The following is a 26,476-nucleotide window of genomic DNA, read 5'->3' as shown; positions in this document are numbered from 1 at the left end:
TTTTCAGTATCCACCTTCACTATATAGCACCTCTTTTGAAAGCGCAAACATTTAATTTTCTATATATCCTTTTTATTAAAGTTTATAGAAAATCATTCTTCTACTTTCTTTATCTCCACTCGTTTAATTTGATGCATATCCTTTTCAAGGACTTTAAAATAAAAGCCATGTTTCTCAATAACATCCCCTTCAGCAACGACTTGTTTTTGTACCATGATCCAACCACCAATTGTATCTACATCATCAGCAACCAAATGTATGCCAAATAAATCATTTACTTCACTAATAAGCACTTTTCCCTCTACAATTTTACATCCTTCGCTTATGTGTTCAATAGGCGGGTGTTCATCTTCATCGTATTCATCTCGAATTTCTCCAACAATTTCTTCTAAAATATCTTCTAGCGTGACAATGCCTGCTGTACCACCATATTCATCATATAATACAGCTAACGGAATTCGTCTTCTTTGCATTTGTAATAGCAAATCATGAATTGGGATATTTTCTAATACTTCAATAACTGGCCTTGTATATGGTGTAATCGAGCACTCTTCCTCTCGATTACCATCCATATAACGAATAAATAAATCTTTTACATTAACCATTCCGATAATCTCATCTTTATCTTCACCAAATACAGGATATCTCGTATATTTTTCTTGCGCAATTACTGTAATATGTGTTTCAAACGGCTCGTCCTCATATAATCCTACAACTTCCGTACGAGGTACCATAATTTCCTTTGCTACTCTATTATCGAATTCAAAAATATTATTTACGTATTTAAATTCCCTTTGATTAATCTCTCCGCTCTCATAACTCTCCGATAAGATTAACCTTAATTCTTCTTCTGAATGAGCTACTTCATGTTCAGAAGCTGGATGTAACCCAAATAAACCTGTTACAAGCCTTGCTGAACCATTTAAAGCCCAAATAAACGGATACATAACTCGGTAAAAATAAATTAGTGGCTTTGATAATAATAAGCTAACTTGCTCTGACCTTTGTATAGCTAATGTTTTTGGGGCAAGTTCCCCAATAACAACATGTAAAAATGTAATCACTGCAAAGGCAATAATAAATGAAATTGTACTAGCAATGGCAGGAGATAATTGTAATTTTAAGAACAATGGCTCGAGTAAATGTTTTATAGTTGGCTCTCCTAACCACCCGAGCCCTAACGCAGTAATCGTAATACCTAACTGACATGCTGATAAATACTCATCTAAATTTGCAGTTACTTTTTTAGCAGCCAATGCACCTCGTCGTTTTTCAGTAACGAGTTGATCAATGCGACTGCTACGCACCTTAATAATTGCAAACTCAACAGCCACAAAAAAAGCTGTTAATGCAATAAGAATGGCTACCATCAATAATTTTAAAATATCCACATATGTCCTTTAGCTTTCTTAGCTAAAGTTACACCTCCTTTTAAAAAGAAGTTTCACTTTAGTTTCTTCAATTATTAGAAAGCAACCCTATATAAAATTCACCAATTTTCAAACCTCATACAATTCTAAAGGTAAACCGTCAGGATCTTGGAAAAAGACGAATTTCTTCCCCGTTATTTCATCAATACGTATCGATTCCGTCTCAACACCACATTGATTTAAATGCGTCACAGCTTCTTCTATATTTATAACTGCAAATGCTAAATGTCTAAGTCCAGCTGCTTCTGGAAAACTTGGGCGCTCAGGCGGACTTGGAAATGAAAATAATTCTATTTGATACTCTTCTCCTACACATAAATCCAACTTATAAGAATCGCGTTCCTTTCTATATACTTCATTTATCACTTTAAAACCTAATATTCTAGTATAAAAATTTTTTGACACTTCATAATTCGAACAAATAATTGCAACGTGATGCACTTTACATATATTCATGATTTCTCTATTCCTTTCTTTACCAAAGATGCATATTCTCCCTTGAAATGAAAAACATATATAGCAGAACATCTCTTTTAGGGGGCTTACTATGAAATTTATCACTTTTTTTGTCGGACTTATCGTCGTTTTCTTCCTTGCTTATATTGCTAGCAATAATAAGAAACACATTAAATTCAAACCTATTTTCATCATGCTTATTATACAGTTAATTTTAACCTATTTATTATTAAATACAGAAATTGGTCTCATACTTATTCGGTTCATTTCCAGCCTTTTCACAAAGCTACTCGAGTATGCTGCTGATGGTATAAACTTTGTGTTTGGCGGTCTTGCAAATAAAGGTGAGATGTCATTTTTCCTTACTGTATTATTACCGATTGTCTTTATTTCCGTCTTAATTGGTATATTACAACATTTCAAAATACTACCATTTTTTATTCATTGGATTGGTTTCTTTCTTAGCAAGATAAATGGTCTTGGGAAATTAGAATCTTACAATGCCATCGCTTCCGCTATTGTCGGCCAATCAGAAGTGTTTATTACGGTAAAAAAGCAATTAGCACAAATTCCAAAACACCGTCTTTATACACTTTGTGCATCAGCCATGTCAACAGTATCTATGTCTATCGTAGGTGCCTATATGACGATGATTGAACCTAAATATGTAGTAACCGCACTCGTTCTCAATTTATTTAGCGGTTTTATTATCATACTCATCATTAACCCTTACGACGTTAAAGATGAAGAAGATATTTTGGAAATAAAAGGTGAAAAGCAAAGTTTCTTTGAAATGCTTGGCGAATATATTCTTGATGGTTTCCGAGTAGCCATTGTCGTTGGCGCCATGCTCATCGGATTCGTAGCATTGATTAGCTGCATTAATGACCTATTCCTCATTATATTCGGCATCACTTTTCAGCAATTAATCGGCTACGTATTTGCACCTATTGCATTTCTTATCGGTGTACCAAGTTCTGAAATTGTCGCAGCTGGTAGCATTATGGCAACGAAGCTTGTAACGAATGAATTTGTAGCAATGATGGATCTTAGTAAAATTTCCAATAGCCTTTCTCCCCGTACAGTTGGTATCATTTCTGTTTTCCTCGTTTCTTTTGCCAACTTTTCTTCTATTGGAATTATTTCCGGTGCAGTAAAAGGGTTAAACGAAGACCAAGGAAATGTTGTGGCAAGGTTTGGGCTTAAATTACTATATGGAGCTACTCTCGTTAGTATTTTATCTGCAATTATCGTAAGTATTATGTTGTAATTAGGTAAAATTTTATCATTTTCTTATCCCTATCTTTTGTATACAATAACGAATAGGTGTCTTATAAAGTGAAACTTTACTCAGAGGGGACTATCCCCCTCTGAGTATTAGCCTTCACCAATCGGGCTTTTACGGGCAGTTAACTCCCACCTAACTTCCTTGCATTCGCTGGACTTTGAGGTGGGAGTTTTACTGCCCGTTAATGCGGGATAAATAATCAAGACATCTATTTTTTATACATGTACAATCGCTTTTATTTAGCGTAAAATATTTTTTATGTGTTTTAATACACCTAGATGTATACACTTTGATAGTTTTAAAGGAGAAAAAATGATGAAATCCGACACAAACAACAATATGCGAGCCAAAAAAGGACGCTCAAAGAAAAAACGCCTACTTTGGTTCCTTCTTATTCCATTACTAATTGTAGCACTTGGAGCAGGAGGTTACTCCTTCCATATATACAGTAAAGCAAAATCCATTTTAAATAACGCTTATTCTGAACTAGGTCGAGGAGATAAATCCAACAAACGTGAAAAAGCAGTTAAACCTATGACTGATAACATTTCCGTACTTATTATGGGTGTTGATGAAAGTGATATTAGAGAAAAAAATTATGGAAAAGCAACTCGTACGGATGCGCTATTACTTGCAACAATTAATAAAAACGATAAATCCGTTAAACTTGTAAGCATTCCACGTGACTCACGCGTCTACATTAAGTCACGTGATAAATACGATAAAATTACACATGCACACGTATTCGGCGGTGTAGACAGCACGATTGATACAGTAGAGAACTTTTTAGACGTTCCTGTTGACTACTACGTAAAATTTAACTTTAAATCCTTTATCAAAATCGTTGATTCCCTTGGCGGTATTACTGTCGATGTTCCTGTTGAGTTTACAGAACAAAATAGTAAAGACGAAGCAAATGCAATTCATCTTAAAAAAGGACGTCAACATTTAAACGGAGAAGAGGCACTTGCACTAGCTAGAACTCGTCACATCGATAGCGATTATATGCGTGGTCAACGACAACAACTTGTTTTAGAAGCTATTGCCGAAAAAGCACTATCTCTTAATTCCATTAATAAAATCGGTGGCCTACTAGATGCTGTCGATAATGATTTAAAAACAAATTTAACTTTTGATGATATGATGACAATTGCAAAAAATTCAATGGATTCAAGTTTAAAAATGGACAAATTTCAAGTGGAAGGTACAGATAAATATATAGATGGTATTTATTATTACGTTCCAAACGAAAAAAGCGTCAATAATATATCGACAACACTTCAAGAACATCTCGGTGTTACGAATAAAAATGAGCATAAAAAATTATAATAAAAAGGCTGCTAGATTTTTCTAGACAGCCTTTTTATTATAATTTTCAACAAATTTTTCATGCATATTGTGACAAAAAGAGACAATTATTACAACAGTGTAACATTTTTTATAAAAACATTACACACGCAGTGGAAATAATAGTATACTAGAACTTACATACTGTTATTTTCATCATTTTTATACAAAAAATGTAATACATATATTTATACACAAATTTCTGGGGGGAAATAAATGAAGCTAAGTAAAATACTGATCGGTTCTGCAATTGCAGGGGGCATATTACTTTGTGTAGGCGGTATTGGTGGATATCAATATGTATCCAAATTAAATAATCAATTAAATAACACCGCATTACCAAATACTAAGTTTGAAGGTATTTCTCTTGCTGGAAAAAATAAAGCAGATATTCAAGCAATTATTAATCAAAAAATAAATGAATTAGATCAAAAATCTCTTACCTACATATTCCAAGATGATAAACAAACTTACATATGGAAAGATTTAGGTGTAAATTATAAAGAGAAAGATATTGTAAACAAAATCTTTAAAGAACAAGAAGGAAACGTAATGAGTCGTTACAAAATGCGGAAGCAAGCTGAAAACGATGAATTAAAACGTGACTATAAATTAACACCACAATTAAATACAACAGCTTATGAAACCTTTATAAAAGATAAATATAATGAAACATTAAAAAATCCTGTTAATGCAGAATTAAGTATTGAAGGCTCTACTGTAAATGTTAGCCAAAGTCAAAACGGAGAAAAAATTGATAAAGGCAAACTACGCGATTTAACAAACGAAGCTATTACTACTGGTAAATCAGATGTTACATTACCGGTTACATTAATAAAACCAGAACGTTCTACAGAAGATATACAGAAAATGGGAATTAAAGAAGTCATTGCTGAGTACTCTACTCCAATGGCTGGCCGTAATGGTAATCAATCCTTTAACGTAAATAAATCAGCTAATACTTTAAGTGGAGTTATTGTAGCACCTGATGAAACGTTTAGTTTTAATGGCCGTGTTGGTGTAACTGATGCTGCACATGGTTATAAATCTGCCGCAGTATATTCACAAGGTAAAGTTATACAAAGTGCAGGCGGAGGCGTTTGCCAAGTCAGTAGTACTTTATATAGCGCAGCTTTAAGGGCAGATTTAGGAATTGTTTCTCGAAGTAATCATTCTATGCCCGTAAATTATTTACCACTTGGGCAAGATGCAGCAGTGGCAGACTATGGTCCGGATTTAAAATTTAAAAACAATACAGGTAATCATATTTATATTCAAGCATTTTCAAATGGAGGGAGTATTACTACACGCATTTTCGGTACAAATACTGGTAAAAATGTTGAAGTTTCTTCTCAAGTAATTAGTAGAACTAATGATAAAATAACAGCGGTTACGTATAAAAAAGTAACACAAAACGGCGAAGTACTATCAAATGGACAAATTTCAAAAAGCGTATATAAAAGTGCCCCAAAACAATGAGATACTATCAAACGGACAAATTTCAAAAAACATAAAGAAAAAGGCGTGATCTACTCACGCCTTTTTCTTTTGCAGTAATAGTAAAAAAGTTTCAAGATGATCCTTCGTTTCTTCTAAAGACCATATACGATTCCCTTGCTTCGCAGCCAGTACGCACGCTTCTTCCCACGCGTTCTTGTTCTTCATATATACTAATTCATCGCGTAATTTCAAAACAATTTCTTCATCTTCTTGCTCTATAAACTCTGCCATCACGCTTACTATTTCATCCTCATGAATACTTAACGTACAGTATGATTTAAGAAAGTATTGTAATGTCGTATACATATGTACTCCCCCTTCTTATTTGTCAGATGGATAAGAAGTAATAATCTTATATCCTAAATCTCCTGACTTATCTCTCGCTAAAACAGTAACAGTTTTTACTAACTTATCTTTTATATTCATATTTTTCTTTATTACCGTTTTCCCGACCGGGAATGAATGAGTTGTATTTAATACGAGACGAGCCTCTTTAGAATTTTTTAACCAATCTTGAATTTCTTTATCATGTTGCTTCAAACTATCTTTTACAGCTTTCGTCGCTGTTTCTTTATCATAATATGTACTTGCCGCTGATACTTTATCTGTCTTCAAACGATTCTTCAAATCCTCTTCTGATTTACCTACATGCCTTTCAATCGTATGACCATTTTTAGGCGGCCCTTCCATTTCATCTAAAATATTATCACTAATTTTTTCTACTGACGTACCTTGATTCCCTGTTTGTTTCTCAGTTTTTTGTTCTTTTCCTGCACATCCACTTAAGATCAGCATCAATGCCAGTAAACTACTGAAGAAAAGACTACTTATTCGTTTCATCATATCACCTCTTCCATGATTATTATCGTAACTTCACTAAAAGTCAATTTCACAACGAAAAAACACATACATTTTTTAAACCCTTCAGCTATTTTGCTATGTTTACCACTCTATCTTCATCAAACCACTATTTTTCACCTACTTTAAAATATACCCCTGTGATTTTCTAATTATTTCCCGAATTAAAATACCATTTAAAACACTACATAAACCCTTTAAAAACAAGGTTTATGTAGTGTTTTTCAACAAATTAAAATATACCCCCTTTTTTGTATACCCAATACCTATATACCGTATACAAATGCCGTTCTGTCAACGTTTTCTACATTATGTAAATTTCTCCTTGCCTATCCATTCGAAATATGGTGTAATGCAAAAAAAGATAAAGGATTTTATAATATGGCAGAAACGATTCAAAATTTCCTAACAGAATACTATTCAATCGCAATTCCACTTAGTATCTTAATCAATATCATCATCAGTCTTTTAGGTTTTATCCCTAGCATCTTTTTAACCGCCATTAATATACAGCTATTTGGCGTTACAAATGGCACACTCATTTCGATCGCAGGCGAAGCATTAGGCTCTATTATCTCGTTTTATATTTATCGCATAGGCCTTCAAAAGTTCACTCACGATAAAGTAAATAAGTATCCAAAGGTAGAGCGTCTTCTTTATGTAGAAGGTAGAGAGGCCTTTCTACTCGTTCTATCGTTTCGATTGATACCTTTCATCCCATCAAGTATCGTGACTTTATTTGCAGCTCTAGGGAAAATGTCATTACTCTCCTTCAGTATTGCCAGTACAATAGGTAAAATACCGGCCTTATTGATTGAAGTATATTCGGCATATCATGTTATGAACGGAACAAATGAAGCGAAGTGGATTGTAACAATCGCAGGTTGCATTGGATTGTTCTATTTGTGGAAAAAATGGAGAAAAAAATAAAGAAGGAGCCTATGCTCCTTCTTTATTTTTGAAGTATTTTATTAATATCTATCCCTTAAATCCTTAGTTTACACCAACAGCACTAAATGATTGCTTCACTGCATTTACTTCTGCAGAGCTAGCACCATATAAATCCGCTGCAGCTTGTACTGCACCAGCACGAGCTTGACTAAATGTAGTAGATTGCGTGAAATACTGTGTATTTGCACGGTAGTAAATCGCACCTAATTTATCTTTACCAATACCAGTTACAGTTACACCAGAATGCGTACCGCCATTTGCTAATAAATAAGCTTGCTTGTTAATAATACCACTGTTCGTATGAACCCCACCGTTATCACTAGTACCAGTGTAACGCTTAGAATAATGGTCTGGGTCACCATATTTCGCTGGATCACTCATAGAGCGAAGTGCATCTCCTGCTTTACCAGGCGTGTAAATATCTTCACCAATTTCCCAATCTGGATTACGATTATCATAGTATTCTACTAAAGTACCAAAGATATCAGAAATTGCTTCATTTAGCGCTCCTGATTCATTTTGATAAATTAAATCCGAGCTATTTTCCGTAACAGCATGCGTTAATTCGTGACCAATTACATCAATTCCACCAGATAATGAAGTGAATGTTACACCATCACCATCTCCGTATACCATTTGTGAACCGTTCCAGAATGCATTATTATACTTACTTCCGTAATGAACTGTTGATTTTAATGGTGCTCCTGCATCATTAATAGAGTTTCTATTAAATGTAGCTTTATAATAATCATATGTTCTACCAGCATAGAAATGAGCATCTACTGCTGCTGCATCATACGCTGCATTGAAAACATTATCTGTATCTGCCCATAATGTTCCCGGTAATGTTGAACGGTTTTTCGCATCATATGTGAAAATTGTTGCCCCGCGCGTATTATCTTGCAAGTAGTAAGATGACCCAGATAACGTTGTATTAAGCGATTTCGTATCTCCTAATACACCTTTACCAGTTCCCACTTTATTCGTTCCTGTTACTGGCTTTGCAGCAGCTTTTGCTTCCTGTTTAGGAGCATCTTGCTTAACTGGTGACTTATCTTCATTTGTTACATGATCAAGTTTATTATATTTATTTAACACTTTACCGCTGTCTGCTTCAATGAAATAGTAGTAGTTTCCTGGGCTTGGATCTAAGAAGTTTAGATTTACAACGTATGCATATGTTGTTTCTTCACCGTTTTGATATACATATAAGTCCGCTTTTGGTTCTACCTCATATTTCGGTGTTACACCTAAATCTTGCTGCGCGATTGCAATCGCTTTTGCGCCTTCAATCTTATTTTTATTTTTCAACTTTTCTTTCTTGTCTAAATCAGGTGCAACTGTTCCAGACAATACTTTTAAAGAACCATCTTTACTTACGTGAGCTACTTGAGTAGAACCCCATACAGGTACTCCTTCGTAAACTTGTTGCATACGTACTACTGTTGAATCAGTTACAGCATCTTTTTTCACTTGTTTCACTTTGAAAGAATCTTGCGCACTCTTTTCCCCTAGCTTATAATCACCTTTTGCTGCATTTAAATAATCAAACACAACAGATTCCGCTTTCTTGCCAGTTGCTCCAGTTAGATCACCAGAAATAAACTCAGGCGACTTCACTGTCTCATTGTACTTCTTCGTAGAGAGCACATTTTTTGAATCTGCAAACGCAGAGCCTGTCCCTCCAAATGTAGTAACTGCCATTCCTGCCGCTAACACTAACGCTAAACTTTTCTTTTTCATGAACCTTCCCCCTAATAAAAATTTTTTTGAAAAAGAGTAGTTTCATATTAGCATTATGTTTCCACTATTAATATACTAAAAATTCAAATAATTATTTTCTCAAGTTTTGTAGAATTTTGAGGAACAAATATTGAAAAAACCCTTTCCGTTAGGAAAGGGTTTTTTTTATAAATTAATTTGTTCAACTGTTTTAGCTTCTTGCCCTAGAGTATCCGGCTTCCAAGCATACTGAATATCCAATACTACAGCTGCAATTGCCATAACCACAAATGTTCCTACAATTAACTTTTTCATACTATCCCTCCTCTTTATTCTTCTAATAAAGTAATTGCTAATTTATAATAGCGATTACTTTCTTTAAAATCTGAGCATTCTTCTAAGTATTCAGCTAGTTCTAAGTATACTTTCTTTAAATCTTTTATATTTTCCTCTGTTTTAAAGAAAGGAACTACTTCTGTTTCTAGAAATTTTTTATAGAGGTCTCTTTCTTCAAAATATTTATATCTTAAATTTAACAATAAATATAACATCCCTTTGTATCTCTCATCTTTCCTTGCAGCAAGGATACCTTTTTCAATCCATTCAGCCGCTTCCTCAAGTTCTCCTAATTGAATACACTGCAACGAGAGCTCATACATGGCATCAATATAATTCATATCCTCTTCTTTTTTATATTTTAAGCATTCTATATAATACTCTTTCGCCTTGGCATAATTTTTTTGTCGGTAGTACAGATAACCAATATTATTTAAAGCAATAGAAAGAATATTATCTTTATCAGCAAAAGAAGTTGCTTCTCTTATGATATGATTATAGATTTCCCTAGCTTCATTATATTGTTTTTTTCTAGTATAACTAAACGCAATTAAAAACTTACAATTAATTATATTTCTAAATTTATATTCGCTTTTAAAACCTTCTAATGCCACATTAGCAAAGTATAATGTCATATGATCTATTTCCATCTGACTATATGTCAATGCTAAATTATAATATATTCCTGTTTCATAATATCCTAACTCTTTCGCCATCGATTCTGTTTTTAACAAATACTCTAACGCTTGCGTATATTTGTACTGCACAGAATATAATAATGCCTTATTATACGTATATAACATCTTCTGAAAAGGCGAGTATTTCTTATACACTTTCTTCAATCCGTCCAATTCTTCTTCAACAGCAGGGAGATCCCGCTTCATCATTAAATAACGTGTATACAGCAGTTTATAATAATTTATAATTTCAAAATCCAAAACATGCTTCATTTCACCTTGCAACTCTTCATATATGCGTTCTACTTGTTGCTTATCCAAATGAACTAGTGCATTCAACCATTCATCCAGCTTCCCCTTCACATCTTCTTCTACATCTCTTAAATCCGTTACAGCAATCTCTAATCTTGCGCAGAGCAATTGTAGAATTTCTTCTGATGCTTCGATCTTTCCATTTTCGATCTTACTTAAGTATGAGACAGAACAAATGCCCTGACATAATTCTTCTTGTGTCATTTTTTGCTGTAGCCGTTTATAAAAGACTTGTTTGCCTATTTTTTCTAATGTTTGTTGCATTGTCCTCCTCCATTCTCATTACCCCCATTACTCTAATAATACATAAAATTTAAAGAAATATAAATTGATAAATGTTAATTTTCTAAAAAATATGCATTATTTCATTTTTTTCTCTCTTGACTTCACATCAATATCTCTTCTTTGCTACGAACGTCGTAAAATTGGTATACTATAACCAAATTACGGAGGTGTTTTCGCAATGAATTATTATAAAGACGATAGTTATGCCTTACATACAGATTTATATCAAATCAACATGGCTTATACATATTGGAAAGATGGTATTCATAATCGCCGTTCTGTTTTTGATTTATATTTTCGAAAGCTTCCATTTGAGAATGGCTACGCTGTTTTTGCTGGTCTTGAAAAAATTGTAGAGTACATAGAAAATTTCAGTTTTACCGAGAGCGATATCGCTTATTTAGCAGAATTACAATTTGAAGAAGAATTCCTTCATTATTTACAAAATATGAAATTCACTGGGGTCATTCGTGGTATGCAAGAAGGTGAAGTTGTATTCAATAACGAGCCTTTATTACGTGTTGATGCACCACTCGGTGAAGCACAAATTATTGAAACTGCCCTTTTAAACATTGTGAATTACCAAACATTAATTGCAACAAAAGCTGCTCGTATGAAGCATGCTGCAAATAACGATGAACTTTTAGAGTTTGGCACAAGACGTGCTCATGAATTTGATGCTGCCCTTTGGGGAACACGCGCTGCCTTTATTGGCGGTTTCTCATCTACAAGCAACGTTCGTGCTGGAAAACGCTTCGGGATACCTGTAGCCGGCACACATGCTCACTCTTTCGTTCAAGCGTATCGCGATGAATATGTCGCGTTTAAAAAATACGCTGAAACTCATAAAAAATGTGTCTTTCTCGTCGATACATATGACACATTAAAATCTGGTGTTCCAAATGCGATTCGTGTTGCAAAAGAATTTGGAGATCGTATTGATTTCTATGGCATTCGTCTTGATAGTGGTGATATGGCTTATTTGTCTAAAAAGGCAAGAATATTACTAGATGAGGCTGGGTTTACAAATACAAAAATTATCGCTTCTAGCGATTTAGATGAATACACAATTATGCACCTTAAATCTCAAGGTGCAAAAATTGACGTATGGGGTGTTGGAACAAAATTAATTACATCCTTTGAACAACCAGCATTAGGGGCTGTTTACAAACTAGTTGCGATTGAAGATACTGACGGGAAATTAAATGACACGATTAAAATTTCATCTAACCCTGAAAAGATTACAACTCCAGGGCTTAAACGAATTTATCGTATAGTCAACAGGGTTAATAATCATGCTGAAGGCGATTATATTGCGTTAGATTCTGAAGAGCCTGAAAAAGAAGAACGCTTAAAAATGTTCCACCCTGTTCACACATATATAAGTAAATTCGTAACAAACTTTGAAGCACGTGAACTGCATAAAGACATTTTCGTTAACGGTGAAAGAACATACGAACTACCAAGTATATTAGATATTCAAAAGTATAACGAACAGAGTCTCGCTCTATTTTGGGAAGAATACATGCGAACTTTAAACCCCGAAGAGTATCCTGTCGATTTAAGCCAAGAGTGCTGGGATCATAAAATGAATTATATTCAAACTGTTCGTGAACAAGTTGAAAAAAACATACAAAAATAAACAGAGAAGTTTCCTCCTTCTCTGTTTTTTCAATACTATATGGATATTTGTAAAAAATATATTAAAATAACAAGGTGAATATTTTTCATTTGTAAAATTTAATATCGCGTTATTAAAAACTAAAATAATATTTGATATTATTTTATTGAGTCACTTTCAACAAAATAACCGATAAAAAAGAGGACGCAATTGCGCCCTCTTTTTATAAATCTTTCACTCGTAGTACACGCATTGCATTTAATACTGCAATTAACGTCACACCCACATCTGAGAAAACAGCTTCCCACATTGTCGCTATACCAAAAGCACCAAGTAATAAAACTAATCCTTTTACACCTAATGCAAATATAATATTTTGCCATACAATACTTCTTGTGCGTTTTGCAATTTTAACAGCTGTTGCAATTTTTGAAGGTTCATCAGTCATTATAACGATATCTGCAGCTTCAATCGCTGCATCCGATCCTAAGCCACCCATAGCAATACCAACGTCCGCTCGTGCTAATACTGGCGTGTCGTTAATACCATCACCAACGAAAGCAACTTTTTCTTTTCCACGCTTAGCCGCATCAATTTTTTCAATCTCTTCTACTTTTTGTTGTGGTAGTAGTTCTGCGTGAACTTCATCTAAACCTAATTCTTTTCCAACAGCTTCACCAACTGCTTTTGCATCCCCAGTTAACATCACTGTCTTCTTGATACCTAGTTCTTTTAACTTTTGAATCGCTTGTTTTGAATCCTCTTTTACCTCATCTGAGATAACAATATAACCTGCGTATTTACCATCTACAGCAACGTGAACTAATGTACCTACTGTTTCTGGTTGCTTAAATTCAATATTTTCTTTTCTCATTAATTTAGCATTACCTGCGAAAATTTCTTTTCCTTGTACTTTTACAACTGTACCATGACCAGAAATTTCACTATAGTCTTCAATAGCATTTTCATCGATTGATTTTCCATATGCATTTCGAATAGATTGTGCAATTGGATGATTTGAATATACTTCTGCAAACGCTGCATACTCTAACAGTTCTTCACTAGTAGTACCTTCACTTGGCGCCATTTTTGTAACTTTAAAGACACCTTTTGTTAATGTACCTGTTTTATCAAAGACGATATATTTCACATCATTCAATGCTTCTAAATAGTTACTTCCTTTTACTAAAATCCCACTTTTGGATGCACCACCGATACCTCCAAAGAATCCAAGAGGAATGGATACGACTAACGCACATGGACAAGAGATAACTAAGAATACTAACGCTCTATAAATCCACTCGGAGAATGTAGCACCTTCTAAAATAAGCGGTGGAATAAACGCCATGATCGCTGCTGTAATAACTACAACAGGAGTATAGTAGCGCGCAAATTTCGTAATAAAGTTTTCTGTCGGTGCTTTTTTACTACTTGCATTTTGAACTAAATCTAAAATTTTTGATACAGTAGATTCACCAAATTCTTTTGTAACTTCAATTGTTAATACACCATTTTGGTTTACAAAACCACTTAATACGTCATTACCAACTTCTACTTCACGCGGTACAGATTCACCTGTAAGTGCTGAAGTATCCATCATTGATGTTCCCTCGACTACTTTTCCGTCTAATGGTACTTTCTCACCCGGTTTTACAATAATATAATCGCCGATTTGTACATCTTCCGGTGATACTTGTTTCGTTTCATTTCCAACCTTTACATTCGCATAATCAGGACGAATATCCATTAATGAAGTAATTGATTTTCGAGAGCGATTTACTGCAATACTTTGGAATAGTTCCCCTACTTGATAAAATAGCATTACCGCAACAGCTTCTGAATATTGTTGAATTGCAAAAGCTCCTACAGTTGCAATTGCCATTAAAAAGTTTTCATCGAATACTTGGCCGCGAGTTATATTTCTTACCGCTCTCCAAACGATATCTCCACCTATTAATAAATACGCAAGGACGAATAACGGAATTGTTATCATTTGTGGTAAATCAGCTAAGGCAGCAATTCCTGTCAAAATTCCACCGACTACTAATCGCCCTATCATCTTTTTCACATTTGCTTCACCATGATCGTGACTATGCCCTTGGTCATGGCCGCTCTTTTCTTCACGAACAACTTTCACATCTGGTTCTAACTTTTGAACGACATTCTTTATATCTTCTACAGTCGATTCTAACTCTCTTTTATTCGCAACTTCTACTCTTAATTTCTTTGATACGAAATCAACAGTTGCTTCTGAAACTGTCGGCATTTCCTTAATTTTATTTTCAATCTTCATTGCACAGTTCGCGCAATCTAAACCTTCTAATATAAAAACTTCTTTTGCAGCTTTATTTTTTTGCTCTTCTTGCACTTTAATATGTGGTTCTAACTTTGTAACAAGCTGTTTTGCTTCTGTCACAACTTCATTTTCTTTATTTTGTGCTGTTTCTAAAACCATCGTCTTTGTTGCGAAGTTTACAGAGCAAGAATTTACTCCTTCTATATTCCCAACGCCTTTTTCAATTTTCATTGCACAGTTCGCACAATCTAAACCTTCTAACATCAGTTTCTTTTTCACTAATGCTTCTGCCATCGTTCTCCCTCCTCGCGTTTTTATTCTTCCTCGTTTACGTGTTCAAACGCTTGCTCGAAGATATGAATTACGTGCTGGTCAGCTAACGAATAATAAACGACCTTTCCTTCTTTACGATTCTTTACAAGTTTCGCTTGCTTTAACACACGTAGCTGATGTGAAATAGACGATTGTGTCATTCCTAATAAATAAGCTAAATCACAAACGCACATTTCAGCTTCAAATAATGCATGTAATATTCTCGTACGCGTACGGTCACCTAATACTTTAAATAGTTCTGCTACTTTACTTAAACTTTCATCAGTCGGAATTGTTTGCTTCACTTGATCCACGACTTCCTCATGAATTACCGTTTGAGAACAAGTTTCCTGCGGTGTTTCTACTTTATTTTCAGCCATTATAGCTCACCTCTTTAATTGAACATATGAACAACTGTTCATATATCTTATACTTTTATTATATGAGCGCCTACTCATATGTGTCAATAAAATCCGAAAGATTTTTTTGACAATTCCATTCATATTTCAACATATACATATCAATATTCTCCGCACCTATCATACTCTTCATACAAAAAGGATGCACGAAAACTATCGTGCATCCTTCTCTTATTTCCCCTACATTAGCTACCCGTAAAAGCCCGATTGTTGAAGGCTAATAATCAGCAGGCGATGAAGAACCCCCACTGATTAAAATTTCACTGCATCCACAATTAACGAAGCAAATTCTAATGTACCAGCTTGATTTCTATGATCAAAACGTTTCGAGCGATAAATAAAACCAGCTTTCTCATTCCAATCATTATAATGAAACTTACCATTCTCATCACAGTATTCTAAAATCCTAACTTGAAAACCTGCCGATTCAAACATGGACGTGATTGTTTTATAGTTATGAACGATTTTATGACTTGCTGCTGGATGATCTAATGGCCCTGGTCCACCTACTTGTACACCTTGCTGATATTCTTCATCTGGGAAAAATGCATCTGGCACTGCACAACGAATATATCCATCCTCCGTTAAAAACTCATAACAAATTTTTGCAGCTTCGATTCCTTCTTCGTACGATAAATGCTCCCATACATGTTCCGCTAAAATTGCTGATAAAGAATTAGGTTGAAATTTATCAAGCCAAGTTTCTCTTCGCAATAAATTAAATTCTTCTTCATTCGTATGTAACCAACCAGGGTTATTATTATACCCCTCTGCTCCAACAACCACTTTCGTTTCTAGCATTCCTCTTCCTCCCCTTTTTTCATATTCCGACATAAAAATTCGACAATTTAACATTTATTTCCTTCCTTATCCAAAAGAAAAAGCCTTGTGCGCTCCCTAGACGCACAAGGCTTACTATTTTATATCCCTTTAATTAGCTTGATCTAAATTATCCTGCGAACTTCCATCGTCTTTTAAATGACTATGTTTTTTCGAATAAACAAAGTATACAACTACTCCAATTGCTAACCAAATACCGAAGTATATCCATGTTGTTAATGGTAAATTTACCATTAAGAATAGACAACATGCAATTGAAATAATCGGTAAGATCGGTACAAGTGGTACCATAAATCCACGTTGTAATTTCGGATGCGTTTTACGAAGAATGATAACAGTTACACCAACCATGGCGAATGTTAATAACGCTCCAATATTCGCTAAATTCGACAATTCTTTTAAATCGATAAATCCAGCAATTAAAGCACTACCAATTCCTGTTAACCAAACTGAAAATGTTGGCGCTTCAGTCTTCTTGTTAATTTTCGCAAAAGATTTTGGTAATAAACCGTCACGGCTCATTGCGAAGAATACACGTGTTGTCGCATAAATGTAAGCGAAAATTACAGCCATAATACCGATTACAGCTCCAATAGCAATTACACCAGCCACTTTATCTTGTCCTACAACTTCTAACACATATGCCATAGCTTCAGGTACATCTAATTCCTTATAAGAAACCATACCTGTCATAACGAGACAAACTACAACATAAATGATTGTACAAATAACTAACGAGGCAATAATACCAATTGGTAGATCACGTTGCGGATTTTTTACTTCTTCAGCAGAAGTTGCTAATGCATCAAATCCTAAGAAAGCAAAGAATACTGCTGCTCCCCCTGCGAACACTCCACTTAAACCGTAAGGTGCAAATGGTATCCAGTTTTCTGGTTTCACATAGAATACACCAACTGCAATGAATAAAACAACAATACCAATTTTAATTAATACCATTATGTTATTCACACGCTTACTTTCTTTTGTACCTCGTGATAATAACCAAGTTATCACTAACGTAACGATAACTGCCGGTAAGTTTACCATACCACCTTGCGCTGGAATCGTTAGCAATGCTTTTGGGATTTCAAGTCCCAATCCACTCACTAAATTATTGAAATAACCCGTCCATCCGCCAGCTACTGCGGCAGTCGTTACGACATATACGGATAACAATGTCCATCCCATTAAATGAGCAACAAACTCACCAATTGTTGCATACGAATATGTGTACACACTACCTGAAACAGGGAGTGTAGATGCAACTTCCGCATAACATAAAGCTGCAAATCCACAAACAATTGCTGCAATCATAAATGAAAAAATAACTGCTGGACCAGCATCTCTTGCTGCTACTAATCCAGTTAATACTAGAACTCCTGTACCAATTATCGCACCAATTCCTAGCATTGTTAGGTCGAATGCCCCTAGCGTTTTCGTTAAAGTTTTACTTTTACTTTCCCCTAACAATTGCGTAACGGATTTCTTTTTAAATAGGTTGGCCACGATGAATGCCCCCTTTTGCCAAGAAGAGCTAAGAGGTATTATCTCTTAGCTCTTATCATGTTGTTTTATATATTGTTCGATTTTGTTTTGTATAATGCTTCTATTAGCAAGATACTGTTTCTGCTTCTAATAATTCTTTAGCACCTTTGTACTCTACACCGTGAGCTTCTGCAACAGCTTCAAATGTTACATAGCCATCTAATGTGTTAATACCTTTTAATAATGCAGTGTTGCCTAGGCAAGCAGCTTTGTAGCCTTTGTTAGCAATTTGTACTGCATATGGTACTGTTACGTTTGTTAATGCAAGAGTTGATGTACGTGGAACCGCACCTGGCATGTTTGCAACTGCATAATGAACAACACCGTGTTTTTCGTAAGTTGGGTTATCATGAGTTGTAATACGGTCAGTTGTTTCGAAAATACCACCTTGGTCAATCGCGATATCTACAACAACAGAACCTGGTTCCATTGATTTAATCATTTCTTCTGTTACAAGTTTTGGCGCTTTTGCACCTGGGATTAATACTGCACCAATTACAAGATCAGACTCTTTTACAGCTTCTGCAATATTGTAAGGATTAGACATTAAAGTTTTTACTTGGTTTCCGAAAATGTCATCTAATTGACGAAGACGTTCTGCACTTAAGTCGATGATTGTTACATCCGCACCTAGTCCAACTGCAATTTTAGCAGCATTTGTACCAGCTTGTCCACCACCGATAATTGTTACTTTACCACGTTTAACCCCTGGAACACCTGCAAGTAAGATACCTTTACCGCCTTTGTTTTTCTCAAGGAACTGTGCACCAATTTGTGCAGCCATACGACCAGCTACTTCACTCATAGGTGCAAGTAATGGTAATGAACGGTTTTCTAATTGTACTGTTTCGTACGCAATAGCTACTACTTTCTTCTCGATTAAAGCTTTTGTTAATTCTGGTTCTGGAGCTAAGTGTAAGTATGTGAATAAGATTAAACCTTCACTGAAGTGTTTGTATTCGCTTTCAATTGGTTCCTTAACTTTCATAACCATTTCCATGTTCCAAGCTTCTTCAGCTGTATCAACAATTTTTGCTCCCGCTTCAACATACTGAGCATCTGTGAAACCAGATCCTAAACCTGCACCCTTTTGAATAAATACTTCGTGATTGTTACGAATTAAATGTACAACACCAGCTGGTGTCATTGCCACACGGTTTTCGTTGTTTTTAATTTCTGCTGGTACCCCAATACGCATAATGAAATGCCCCCTTATAATTAACAGAAAAAAGAAAGTCTTTTTTCTTTTTGTAATAATTAATAACTTATGTCCTTATTCTAGCATAACTTAAAAGTTATGAAAACGCTAACATATCATTTTTCTAAAGTTTATATATTTAGAATAGTGTAAATATATAAAACATTGATTCTATTAGGAAGTTCGTTCTATTTCATTATCTATTACTCTATTTTTATTATATCCCTTCAAAATAAGCAGTAATCATTTATTATTTGACAATAATATAACAATGTAAAAACTCCAAATGAAGACGTATACATATACAGTTATTACTTTACACAATACTTTAGAAATATATTCTTTTTACAAAAAAACAGCTGCTGGCATTTAGCCAGCAGCTGGATAACTTATAAATAACTTTGAAAACAAATCATCTGTTGTTTCAGTAATTTTATCAAACAGATCACTTTCTTCCGCTTCTTGCTCTTTTAACTCCTTAATTGTTTCACGTGCATCTTTAGGATAATCGGTAATGATACCATCTACGTTTAACTTATAATATGCCTTTAAACTCTCCATATCATTTACTGTCCATACGTAAATTGGCTTATTTAACTTCCTTGCTTCTTTTACTAATTTCTTATTTAACATGTATTCTTCTGCTACATAAAAGTCAGCTTTTACATTCTTTAAGTTAGCTCTACTTGCATACAGTATATATCCTACTTTTATATCTGAATTTGCACGCTTAAACTCTTTAATGAGTGGATAGTGTAACGTTTGAATTACACATTGCTTCTCAAATTCATTATCTTTAATCGCTTTTAATACTTTATTTACAAAGTCTTTTTCGCCCCCATGAAGCTTCACTTCAATATTGAGTTTGATTTTCCCCTTTGCAAGCTTAATGATTTCATCAAGTGTACTTATTTGTCCTGAAAATCCATCTTGACTAAGAGTAAGCTGTCTTAATTCATCCATCGTTAAATCTGACACATGCACATTGGCATTTGCAAGACGTTTTAACTTCAAGTCATGTATAACCGCTAGCTCACCGTCTTTCGTTTGTAATACATCTATTTCAGCGTAGTCTGCTTTTGCATCAATAGCACCTTGCACAGCTTCTTTCGTATTTTCTACCCCTTTTGATATATATCCGCGGTGCGCCATAATAATCGGTTCTTTATACGAATTTGAAATAAACGTTACAATGAAGGCAACGACCATTCCGGCCGTAATAATCCCTACAATATATACACTAATAAATTTCCAGCGATGTTTTTGAAAGAAACATTTATCTGCTTTCGTTTTCGAATAATCTAATCCTTCTTCTAATAACACATCTTCAACCGGAACCTTTTGTAAGTACAATCTTGTTATAGCCATAATATAAAATGGTGTCACAATAAAGCTAAATAAATACAATGTACTTGTTAGGAATACAGAAATCGTTGATTCGGCTAATAACGCAAATGTTCCTTCCGGGTTTGTAAATTCATACACACCCCATAGGCACAATAAATATATTCCAAAAAACAAAATATAAACAATCCCTATTGAAATGAAAAATCCTACTAAAAAGAATAGTACTTTAAAAAAGCTTTCTTTTACTAAAGCTGCACTTTTGCGTGCTGCTGTACGAAACGGCTTTTGTTCTAAAACGACAATAGGTAGAACGAAAATCCAGCGAAGGTTCAAATACGCAACTACGGCAAAGAACGTGTAATAACCTACTTGTCCCATCGTCGTCTTAAACAGTTCTCCTGTAATAAAATTAGGAATTTGAATTTGCGGAATTAATGCCGTTTCGTATCCCATATTTAAAAGAGGTAATAATACGACAGCATATAAAATAAATCCTGGTAAGCAATATGTGAAAAGCGTAGGTAAGTACGTTACGGTTTTATATAAAATCGGGCGTAATTTCACCTTTTGTCTTTTATGAGCGAAATACGAAATAATAATAAGCACCGCAAATTCCGTAAAGATAAGAAACAGTGCTAACAAGGATAAAATTACGATTGCCAAAATGCCGTATGGTGTTTTCAAAAATGCTAATAATTCATCATTTGTCGCATTTGCGTAACCACCAAAATACAATAATTTATTAAAAATGATCCCAAACAGTGGAACAAACACAATCGCTGCTAACAATTTATAAGCAAGTTGAAAGGTTAATACATTCCAAAAAGCAAATTTTACTGTTTGAAAGGAATGGCTCATTACTCCTGGTATAGATAGTCTTTTACGGTGTTGCATATATTCCTCCACATTCTAAAACGATATTTGAGATGGATTCCACATTTCCATTTCTAATCCATCTTTTTAATAATAATATATTCCGCTTAACATGAACACTCTTATACATACAATGAAAAAAGTGATGGCTATTTCCCATCACTTTTTCATCTACTCTATTTTTTCTCTAATCCTTGCCCAAATGCTTTCAAAAAGCTAAAACCGAATGTAATTGCTCTATTGATATCTGGATCTTTTAATACTTTAAAGAAATCCATCACTTTTGTTTTTTTACCACTATTTAATTCATCTGTTGCAAATTGCAATCCAGTAACTAAACTCGATGTGATTTGTTTTGTTACCTCTGGGTCAACTGAAGATAAAGCCTCTCCTGCCCCCATCATATTGTTCAGTGCATTTTTCACTGGTTCACGATTTAATTGCTCAACAGCAATTTTCGAAACATCTTCTTTCGCAGCAAGTAAACTAATTGCCGCATCTAAAATACCAGCTTTCTGTAATTGCGCTAGTAATTGCATCGTTTCCTCGACTGCTTCACGGTTATTCGCTAACTCCGTGAACAGTTCCTCTGCTAATTGCTGTTTCTTCTCTTCTTCTGTTACAACTTTCTTTTTAATTAACGTAATTTCTTTTGCCACTATCTCCGCCCCCTAGTCCACAAGTGATACGTATTGTTTTCTTTGCCACTTTTGCTGAATTTCAACACCATTTTGTGGATGGCGTTTTTTATCTCGCGGGTTTGAAGATGGTAATGGACGATTTCCTTTTTCACGTAATACGCGCAGTTTCACCATCGTTTGTTTATAAGCTGGTGTACACGTATAAATGTCTGTCGCTGTTCCTGTTAAAATATTAATAGCCTCTTCATTTACTGTCGCATGCATTGGTAAATATAACTCATTTCCCGTTACACGGTCTGTAACAAGTGCTTGTACTTTAATCTTTCCGAACGGCGATGATAATTCTACAAGACCACCATCTTTCACATTACGCTCTTTAGCAAGTTCAGGTGAAATTTCAACGAATACTTCAGATACTTTAGATAAAATACCAGCCGACTTATTCGTCATATTCCCTTCATGGAAATGCTCTAGCATACGACCATTATTTAATAGTAAATCATACTCATCCGGCGCCACAACTGGTGGTACCCATTCATCTAATGATAAACGAGCAAGTTTATCTGGGAAGTTAAATCCATCTACATATAATAGCGGTGTATCGCTACCATCATGGCTACCCCAACATAAACTATTCCATCCTTCTAAACGATCATATGTTGCCTGAGAATATAACGGTGCAAGCGATGCTATTTCATCCATAATCTCACTTGGGTTTTCATAATTCCAATCTCCGCCTAGTGCACGAGCTACTTTTTGTAAAATCCACCAGTCTGGTTTTGAATCACCAAGCGGCTTCAATACTTCATATAATCTTTGAATACGACGTTCTGTATTCGTAAACGTCCCTTCTTTTTCTAAGCTCGGTGCTGCCGGTAAAATAACATCAGCAAAACGAGCTGTTTTTGATAAGAACATATCTTGAACAACAAGGAAATCTAAATTCGCTAAAATATGTTGCACATGGTTCGCATTTGAATCTACTAAAGCCATTTCTTCACCCATAACATACATACCGCGCAGTTTTCCTTCTTCCGCCGCAAGTAACATTGCAATATTATTTAATCCTGGCTCTTTCGGAATCGTCGTACCGTACGCTTTTTCAAATTTAGCACGGAGCGTATCATCAGATACCGCTTGATAACCTGGAAGCCAATTCGGTAAGGTCGCCATATCACAAGCGCCTTGTACGTTATTATGTCCTCTTAATGGGTATGCACCTGCACCGGGACGACGGTAGTTACCCGTAACAAGTAATAAATTTGAAATTGCAGCTGAAGTTGTACTACCTCCTGTATTTTGAGTTACCCCCATTCCCCAAAGTACACAAGTACCATCTGCTTCATATACCATACGAGCCATTTCTTTCAGGTTCTCTTTAGAAATACCCGTAATTTCTTCTGTGTAATCAAGCGAATACTTTTCTAACATTTTGCTATATTCATCAAAGTTCTTTACATTTTCAGCTAAGAACTTTTTATCATGCCAATCTTGATCGATAATATATTTCGTAATACCAGCAAGCCATACATAATCAGTTCCTTGACTCGGATGAACAAATATATCCGCACGCTCAGCCATTTCATGTTTACGAAGGTCTGCTACAATTAATTTTTGTTCGTGTAATTTATGAGCACGTTTCACACGCGTCGCAAGTACAGGATGTCCCTCTGTCGGATTCGCACCAACGATAATAACAAGACCTGCTTCAGCGATATCTTTCACTGTTCCAGCATCCCCGCCCATACCGACAGTTTTAAATAAGCCGTCTGTTGCTGGAGATTGACAATAACGGGAACAGTTATCTACATTATTTGTTCCATATATTTGACGAGCTAGTTTTTGCATAAGATAATTCTCTTCATTCGTTACTTTCGAAGAAGAAATAAACCCAAATGCATCGCTGCCGTATTCTGATTTAATATGCTGCATGTTAGATGCAACAACTTCAAGAGCCTCTTCCCAAGAAGCTTCAACAAACATATCTCCTTGGCGAATTAATGGCTTTGTAATGCGATCTTCACTATTTACAAAGTCCCATCCAAATTTGCCTTTTACACATGTAGAGATACCATTAACCGGTGCATCTGAAACAGGTTGTACTTTTAAAATGTGACGGTCTTTCGTCCACACTTCAAACGAGCAACCTACACCGCAAAATGTACAAACTGTTTTCGTTTTTTTAACCTTCGTCTTGCGCATCGCAGATTCCACTTCTGAAACTGCTAAAATACTGCTATATCCTGGCTCTACATCTTTTACAAAATCAATCATCGGATCTAACACATCTGGTTTTAATCCTGTCATAAACCCAGCTTCACCTAGCATTGTTTTTTCCATTAACGCATTACATGGACAAACTGTTACACATTGCCCACAACTCACACAAGACGAGTCATTTATACTTACACCATTGTCCCAAATAACACGCGGGCGGTCTAAATTCCAATCAATCGATATAGTTTCATTGACTTGTAGGTTTTGACATACTTCTACACACTGTCCACAAGCAATACATTGATTTGGATCATACCGGTAAAACGGATGTGACATGTCCACTTCACACGCACTTACTTTCGGTTCATACGGGTATTTCTGTTCTTCAATTTCCATCATATGCACTGTATTATGCACTTTACAGTTACCATTATTGTTATCACAAACAGTACAATACAATAAATGGTTCTCTAATATTCGATCCATCGCCTCAGTCTGCGCCTCTTTTGCGCGCTGCGACTGTCTTTCAATATGCATACCGTTCTCTATTTGCGTTGAACAAGCACGCATTAACTTCCCATCTACTTCTACAATACATGTATCACAAGTTTGAATTGGATCTACTTCTGGTACATGACAAATTTGAGGATGTTCCAAGTTACTCTCGTTAAATAATTGTAGTATCGTCTTTTCACCTGATGCAGCAAATTCTTTACCATCAACGGTTACACGGACTGTCTGTTCTGCCATAGTTTCCCCACTCCTTACAACCAACTGTACAACACGTTTATGAATCCGTTTTCAAAAACGAGTTACTGTACATATTTTTGAAACGCTCTGCTGAAATTCTTTTCTTATGAAGTCGATTCTTGATGTTATAAGGTATAACTACGAAAGCTTGAAAATGTCACTATTCTACAGTTCTATTATATCGTACATATACAATAATAACCAAAATAATCTGTGATTTCCCTGCTAATAGGTGTTTTTATTTTTTCAATGTTTTATGATAAATGTGGGAGAAAAATACATATAAAAGGGGAATTTAATATGGAGTTTACACAAGAGACATATACGATTGTACGCTATCAATCTGGCTCATTTTCAAAACAAGTTGATGAGATTGTTACAGAATCTCCTATTACTATTAAATTAAATGGTGAAGAATACGTAACAGTTGTATGCACACCAAATTATATTGAAGATATGGTAGTTGGTTTTTTAATTTCTGAAGGAATTATTTCTTCCTATAAAGATGTTGAAGAAATATGGGTTCAAAAAGAGAACGGAATTGTCCATGTAAAATCATCAAAAGTGAATCCACTCTATCAAACTTTATATAATAAACGATACATCACCTCTTGCTGCGGAAAAGGTAGACAAGGTTTTATTTTCGTAAACGACGCCGCAAAAGCAAAAGATTTACATGATATACATGTAAAAATTACTCCTGAAGAATGCTTTTACTTAATGAATGCCTTACAACAATCTTCCACTACATTTCGCCAAACCGGCGGTGTTCACAATACTGCGCTATGTGATCGAAACAATATCCTTATATCAAGAATGGATATCGGAAGACATAACGCATTAGATAAAATATACGGCTATTGTTTACGTAATGATATATCTGTTAAAGGAAAAATTATCGCATTTAGCGGACGTATTTCATCTGAAATTTTACTCAAAGTTTCAAAAATCGGCTGTGAAATTGTTCTATCTAAATCCGCTCCAACAAAACTAGCCTTGCAACTTGCTCATGACTTAGGCATTACAGTCGTAGGATTTATTAGAAATGACTCTTGTAATATTTACACACATCCAAAACGAATTGATGGCTATCAATTGAATGTTTAAAAAATAACTCCTCGATCGAGGAGTTATTTTAGTTATAAAAATGTAATATATTAAATACTTGAATAGTTAATAAAGTTAATATATAATTTCATTACACAATTAAATCAAAACATTGTAGCATATATCTTTTCATTCTTTTACAAATTAA

Annotated in this window: 21 protein-coding genes; 6 read left to right on the top strand and 15 right to left on the bottom strand. The window is 34.9% G+C overall.

Translation table 11 applies throughout. From position 1 onward, the window contains the following. Positions 1-92: 92 nt before the first annotated feature. Positions 93-1,391, bottom strand: a complete 1,299-nt coding sequence (locus F0362_RS03195; RefSeq protein WP_000353290.1) for a hemolysin family protein — start codon at positions 1,389-1,391, stop codon at positions 93-95. A 108-nt stretch (positions 1,392-1,499) separates the two neighbouring features. Next, a complete protein-coding gene (locus tag F0362_RS03190; RefSeq protein ID WP_001017661.1) occupies positions 1,500-1,886 on the bottom strand; it encodes an SMU1112c/YaeR family gloxylase I-like metalloprotein in 387 nt (128 codons plus the stop codon). 91 nt (positions 1,887-1,977) lie between these two features. Here F0362_RS03190 and F0362_RS03185 point away from each other — a divergent pair, with 91 nt between their 5' ends. The 3 genes from F0362_RS03185 to F0362_RS03175 all read left to right on the top strand — a co-directional run bounded on the left by F0362_RS03185 (position 1,978) and on the right by F0362_RS03175 (position 6,000). Continuing rightward, positions 1,978-3,156, top strand: a complete 1,179-nt coding sequence (locus F0362_RS03185; RefSeq protein ID WP_000668851.1) for a NupC/NupG family nucleoside CNT transporter — start codon at positions 1,978-1,980, stop codon at positions 3,154-3,156. Between the two features lie 330 nt (positions 3,157-3,486). Next, positions 3,487-4,503 (top strand): LCP family protein, encoded by a 1,017-nt coding sequence (locus F0362_RS03180; protein WP_002105716.1) that lies wholly within the window; start codon positions 3,487-3,489, stop codon positions 4,501-4,503. Between the two features lie 234 nt (positions 4,504-4,737). Continuing rightward, positions 4,738-6,000 (top strand): VanW family protein, encoded by a 1,263-nt coding sequence (locus tag F0362_RS03175; protein WP_149889645.1) that lies wholly within the window; start codon positions 4,738-4,740, stop codon positions 5,998-6,000. 54 nt (positions 6,001-6,054) lie between these two features. Here the strand turns inward: F0362_RS03175 and F0362_RS03170 are convergent, their stop codons facing one another. Next, the gene (locus F0362_RS03170) at positions 6,055-6,327 is read right to left on the bottom strand and encodes a hypothetical protein (RefSeq protein ID WP_000288801.1); all 273 of its coding nucleotides are present in this window, start codon (positions 6,325-6,327) and stop codon (positions 6,055-6,057) included. Between the two features lie 15 nt (positions 6,328-6,342). Then, positions 6,343-6,861, bottom strand: coding sequence for an RNase A-like domain-containing lipoprotein (locus F0362_RS03165; RefSeq protein WP_142336052.1), 519 nt, complete (start codon positions 6,859-6,861; stop codon positions 6,343-6,345). 399 nt (positions 6,862-7,260) lie between these two features. On the opposite strand from F0362_RS03165, the gene F0362_RS03160 reads away from it, so the two are divergent. Continuing rightward, on the top strand, positions 7,261-7,809 hold the full coding sequence (locus tag F0362_RS03160; protein WP_149889644.1) for a TVP38/TMEM64 family protein: 549 nt from the start codon (positions 7,261-7,263) through the stop codon (positions 7,807-7,809). Positions 7,810-7,872: 63 nt separating this feature from the next. On the opposite strand, the gene F0362_RS03155 is transcribed toward F0362_RS03160, so the two are convergent. The 3 genes from F0362_RS03155 to F0362_RS03145 form a co-directional block, all read right to left on the bottom strand. Beyond that, positions 7,873-9,573: a M4 family metallopeptidase gene (locus F0362_RS03155; RefSeq protein ID WP_000730355.1), complete on the bottom strand. Its 1,701-nt coding sequence runs from the start codon at positions 9,571-9,573 to the stop codon at positions 7,873-7,875. Between the two features lie 165 nt (positions 9,574-9,738). Further along, the gene (locus F0362_RS03150; RefSeq protein ID WP_149889643.1) at positions 9,739-9,867 is read right to left on the bottom strand and encodes an NprX family peptide pheromone; all 129 of its coding nucleotides are present in this window, start codon (positions 9,865-9,867) and stop codon (positions 9,739-9,741) included. 14 nt (positions 9,868-9,881) lie between these two features. Then, complete coding sequence (locus F0362_RS03145; RefSeq protein WP_149889642.1) at positions 9,882-11,141, bottom strand: helix-turn-helix transcriptional regulator; 1,260 nt, start codon at positions 11,139-11,141, stop codon at positions 9,882-9,884. Positions 11,142-11,340: 199 nt separating this feature from the next. On the opposite strand from F0362_RS03145, the gene F0362_RS03140 reads away from it, so the two are divergent. Continuing rightward, positions 11,341-12,804: a nicotinate phosphoribosyltransferase gene (locus tag F0362_RS03140; protein ID WP_001110354.1), complete on the top strand. Its 1,464-nt coding sequence runs from the start codon at positions 11,341-11,343 to the stop codon at positions 12,802-12,804. Positions 12,805-13,006: 202 nt separating this feature from the next. Here the strand turns inward: F0362_RS03140 and F0362_RS03135 are convergent, their stop codons facing one another. The 8 genes from F0362_RS03135 to fdhF form a co-directional block, all read right to left on the bottom strand. Further along, entirely contained in the window at positions 13,007-15,373 is a 2,367-nt protein-coding gene (locus F0362_RS03135) for a heavy metal translocating P-type ATPase (RefSeq protein WP_149889641.1), read from the bottom strand. A 20-nt stretch (positions 15,374-15,393) separates the two neighbouring features. Continuing rightward, positions 15,394-15,771: an ArsR/SmtB family transcription factor gene (locus F0362_RS03130; RefSeq protein ID WP_000829679.1), complete on the bottom strand. Its 378-nt coding sequence runs from the start codon at positions 15,769-15,771 to the stop codon at positions 15,394-15,396. 291 nt (positions 15,772-16,062) lie between these two features. Then, a complete protein-coding gene (locus F0362_RS03125; protein ID WP_149889640.1) occupies positions 16,063-16,611 on the bottom strand; it encodes a class I SAM-dependent methyltransferase in 549 nt (182 codons plus the stop codon). A gap of 129 nt (positions 16,612-16,740) precedes the next feature. Continuing rightward, on the bottom strand, positions 16,741-18,156 hold the full coding sequence (locus tag F0362_RS03120) for an amino acid permease (protein ID WP_001284896.1): 1,416 nt from the start codon (positions 18,154-18,156) through the stop codon (positions 16,741-16,743). A 103-nt stretch (positions 18,157-18,259) separates the two neighbouring features. Then, the gene (ald, locus tag F0362_RS03115; RefSeq protein ID WP_001219740.1) at positions 18,260-19,393 is read right to left on the bottom strand and encodes an alanine dehydrogenase; all 1,134 of its coding nucleotides are present in this window, start codon (positions 19,391-19,393) and stop codon (positions 18,260-18,262) included. A 369-nt stretch (positions 19,394-19,762) separates the two neighbouring features. Then, positions 19,763-21,634, bottom strand: a complete 1,872-nt coding sequence (locus F0362_RS03110; RefSeq protein WP_001164747.1) for a glycerophosphoryl diester phosphodiesterase membrane domain-containing protein — start codon at positions 21,632-21,634, stop codon at positions 19,763-19,765. A gap of 155 nt (positions 21,635-21,789) precedes the next feature. Next, complete coding sequence (locus F0362_RS03105) at positions 21,790-22,272, bottom strand: helical membrane plugin domain-containing protein (protein WP_001040512.1); 483 nt, start codon at positions 22,270-22,272, stop codon at positions 21,790-21,792. Between the two features lie 12 nt (positions 22,273-22,284). Then, entirely contained in the window at positions 22,285-25,221 is a 2,937-nt protein-coding gene (gene fdhF / locus F0362_RS03100; RefSeq protein ID WP_000840631.1) for a formate dehydrogenase subunit alpha, read from the bottom strand. A 300-nt stretch (positions 25,222-25,521) separates the two neighbouring features. Between fdhF and fdhD the strand changes: the two genes are divergently transcribed. Beyond that, positions 25,522-26,328 carry a formate dehydrogenase accessory sulfurtransferase FdhD gene (fdhD, locus tag F0362_RS03095; RefSeq protein WP_000397291.1) on the top strand — a complete coding sequence of 269 codons (807 nt, stop codon included), beginning with the start codon at positions 25,522-25,524 and terminating at the stop codon, positions 26,326-26,328. Positions 26,329-26,476 lie beyond the last annotated feature (148 nt).

Source organism: Bacillus sp. BS98, assembly GCF_008432245.1.
Lineage (GTDB): Bacteria > Bacillota > Bacilli > Bacillales > Bacillaceae_G > Bacillus_A > Bacillus_A toyonensis.
The sequence above is the reverse complement of the archived record's forward strand: the minus strand, read 5'-3'. Positions and strand labels throughout refer to the sequence as shown.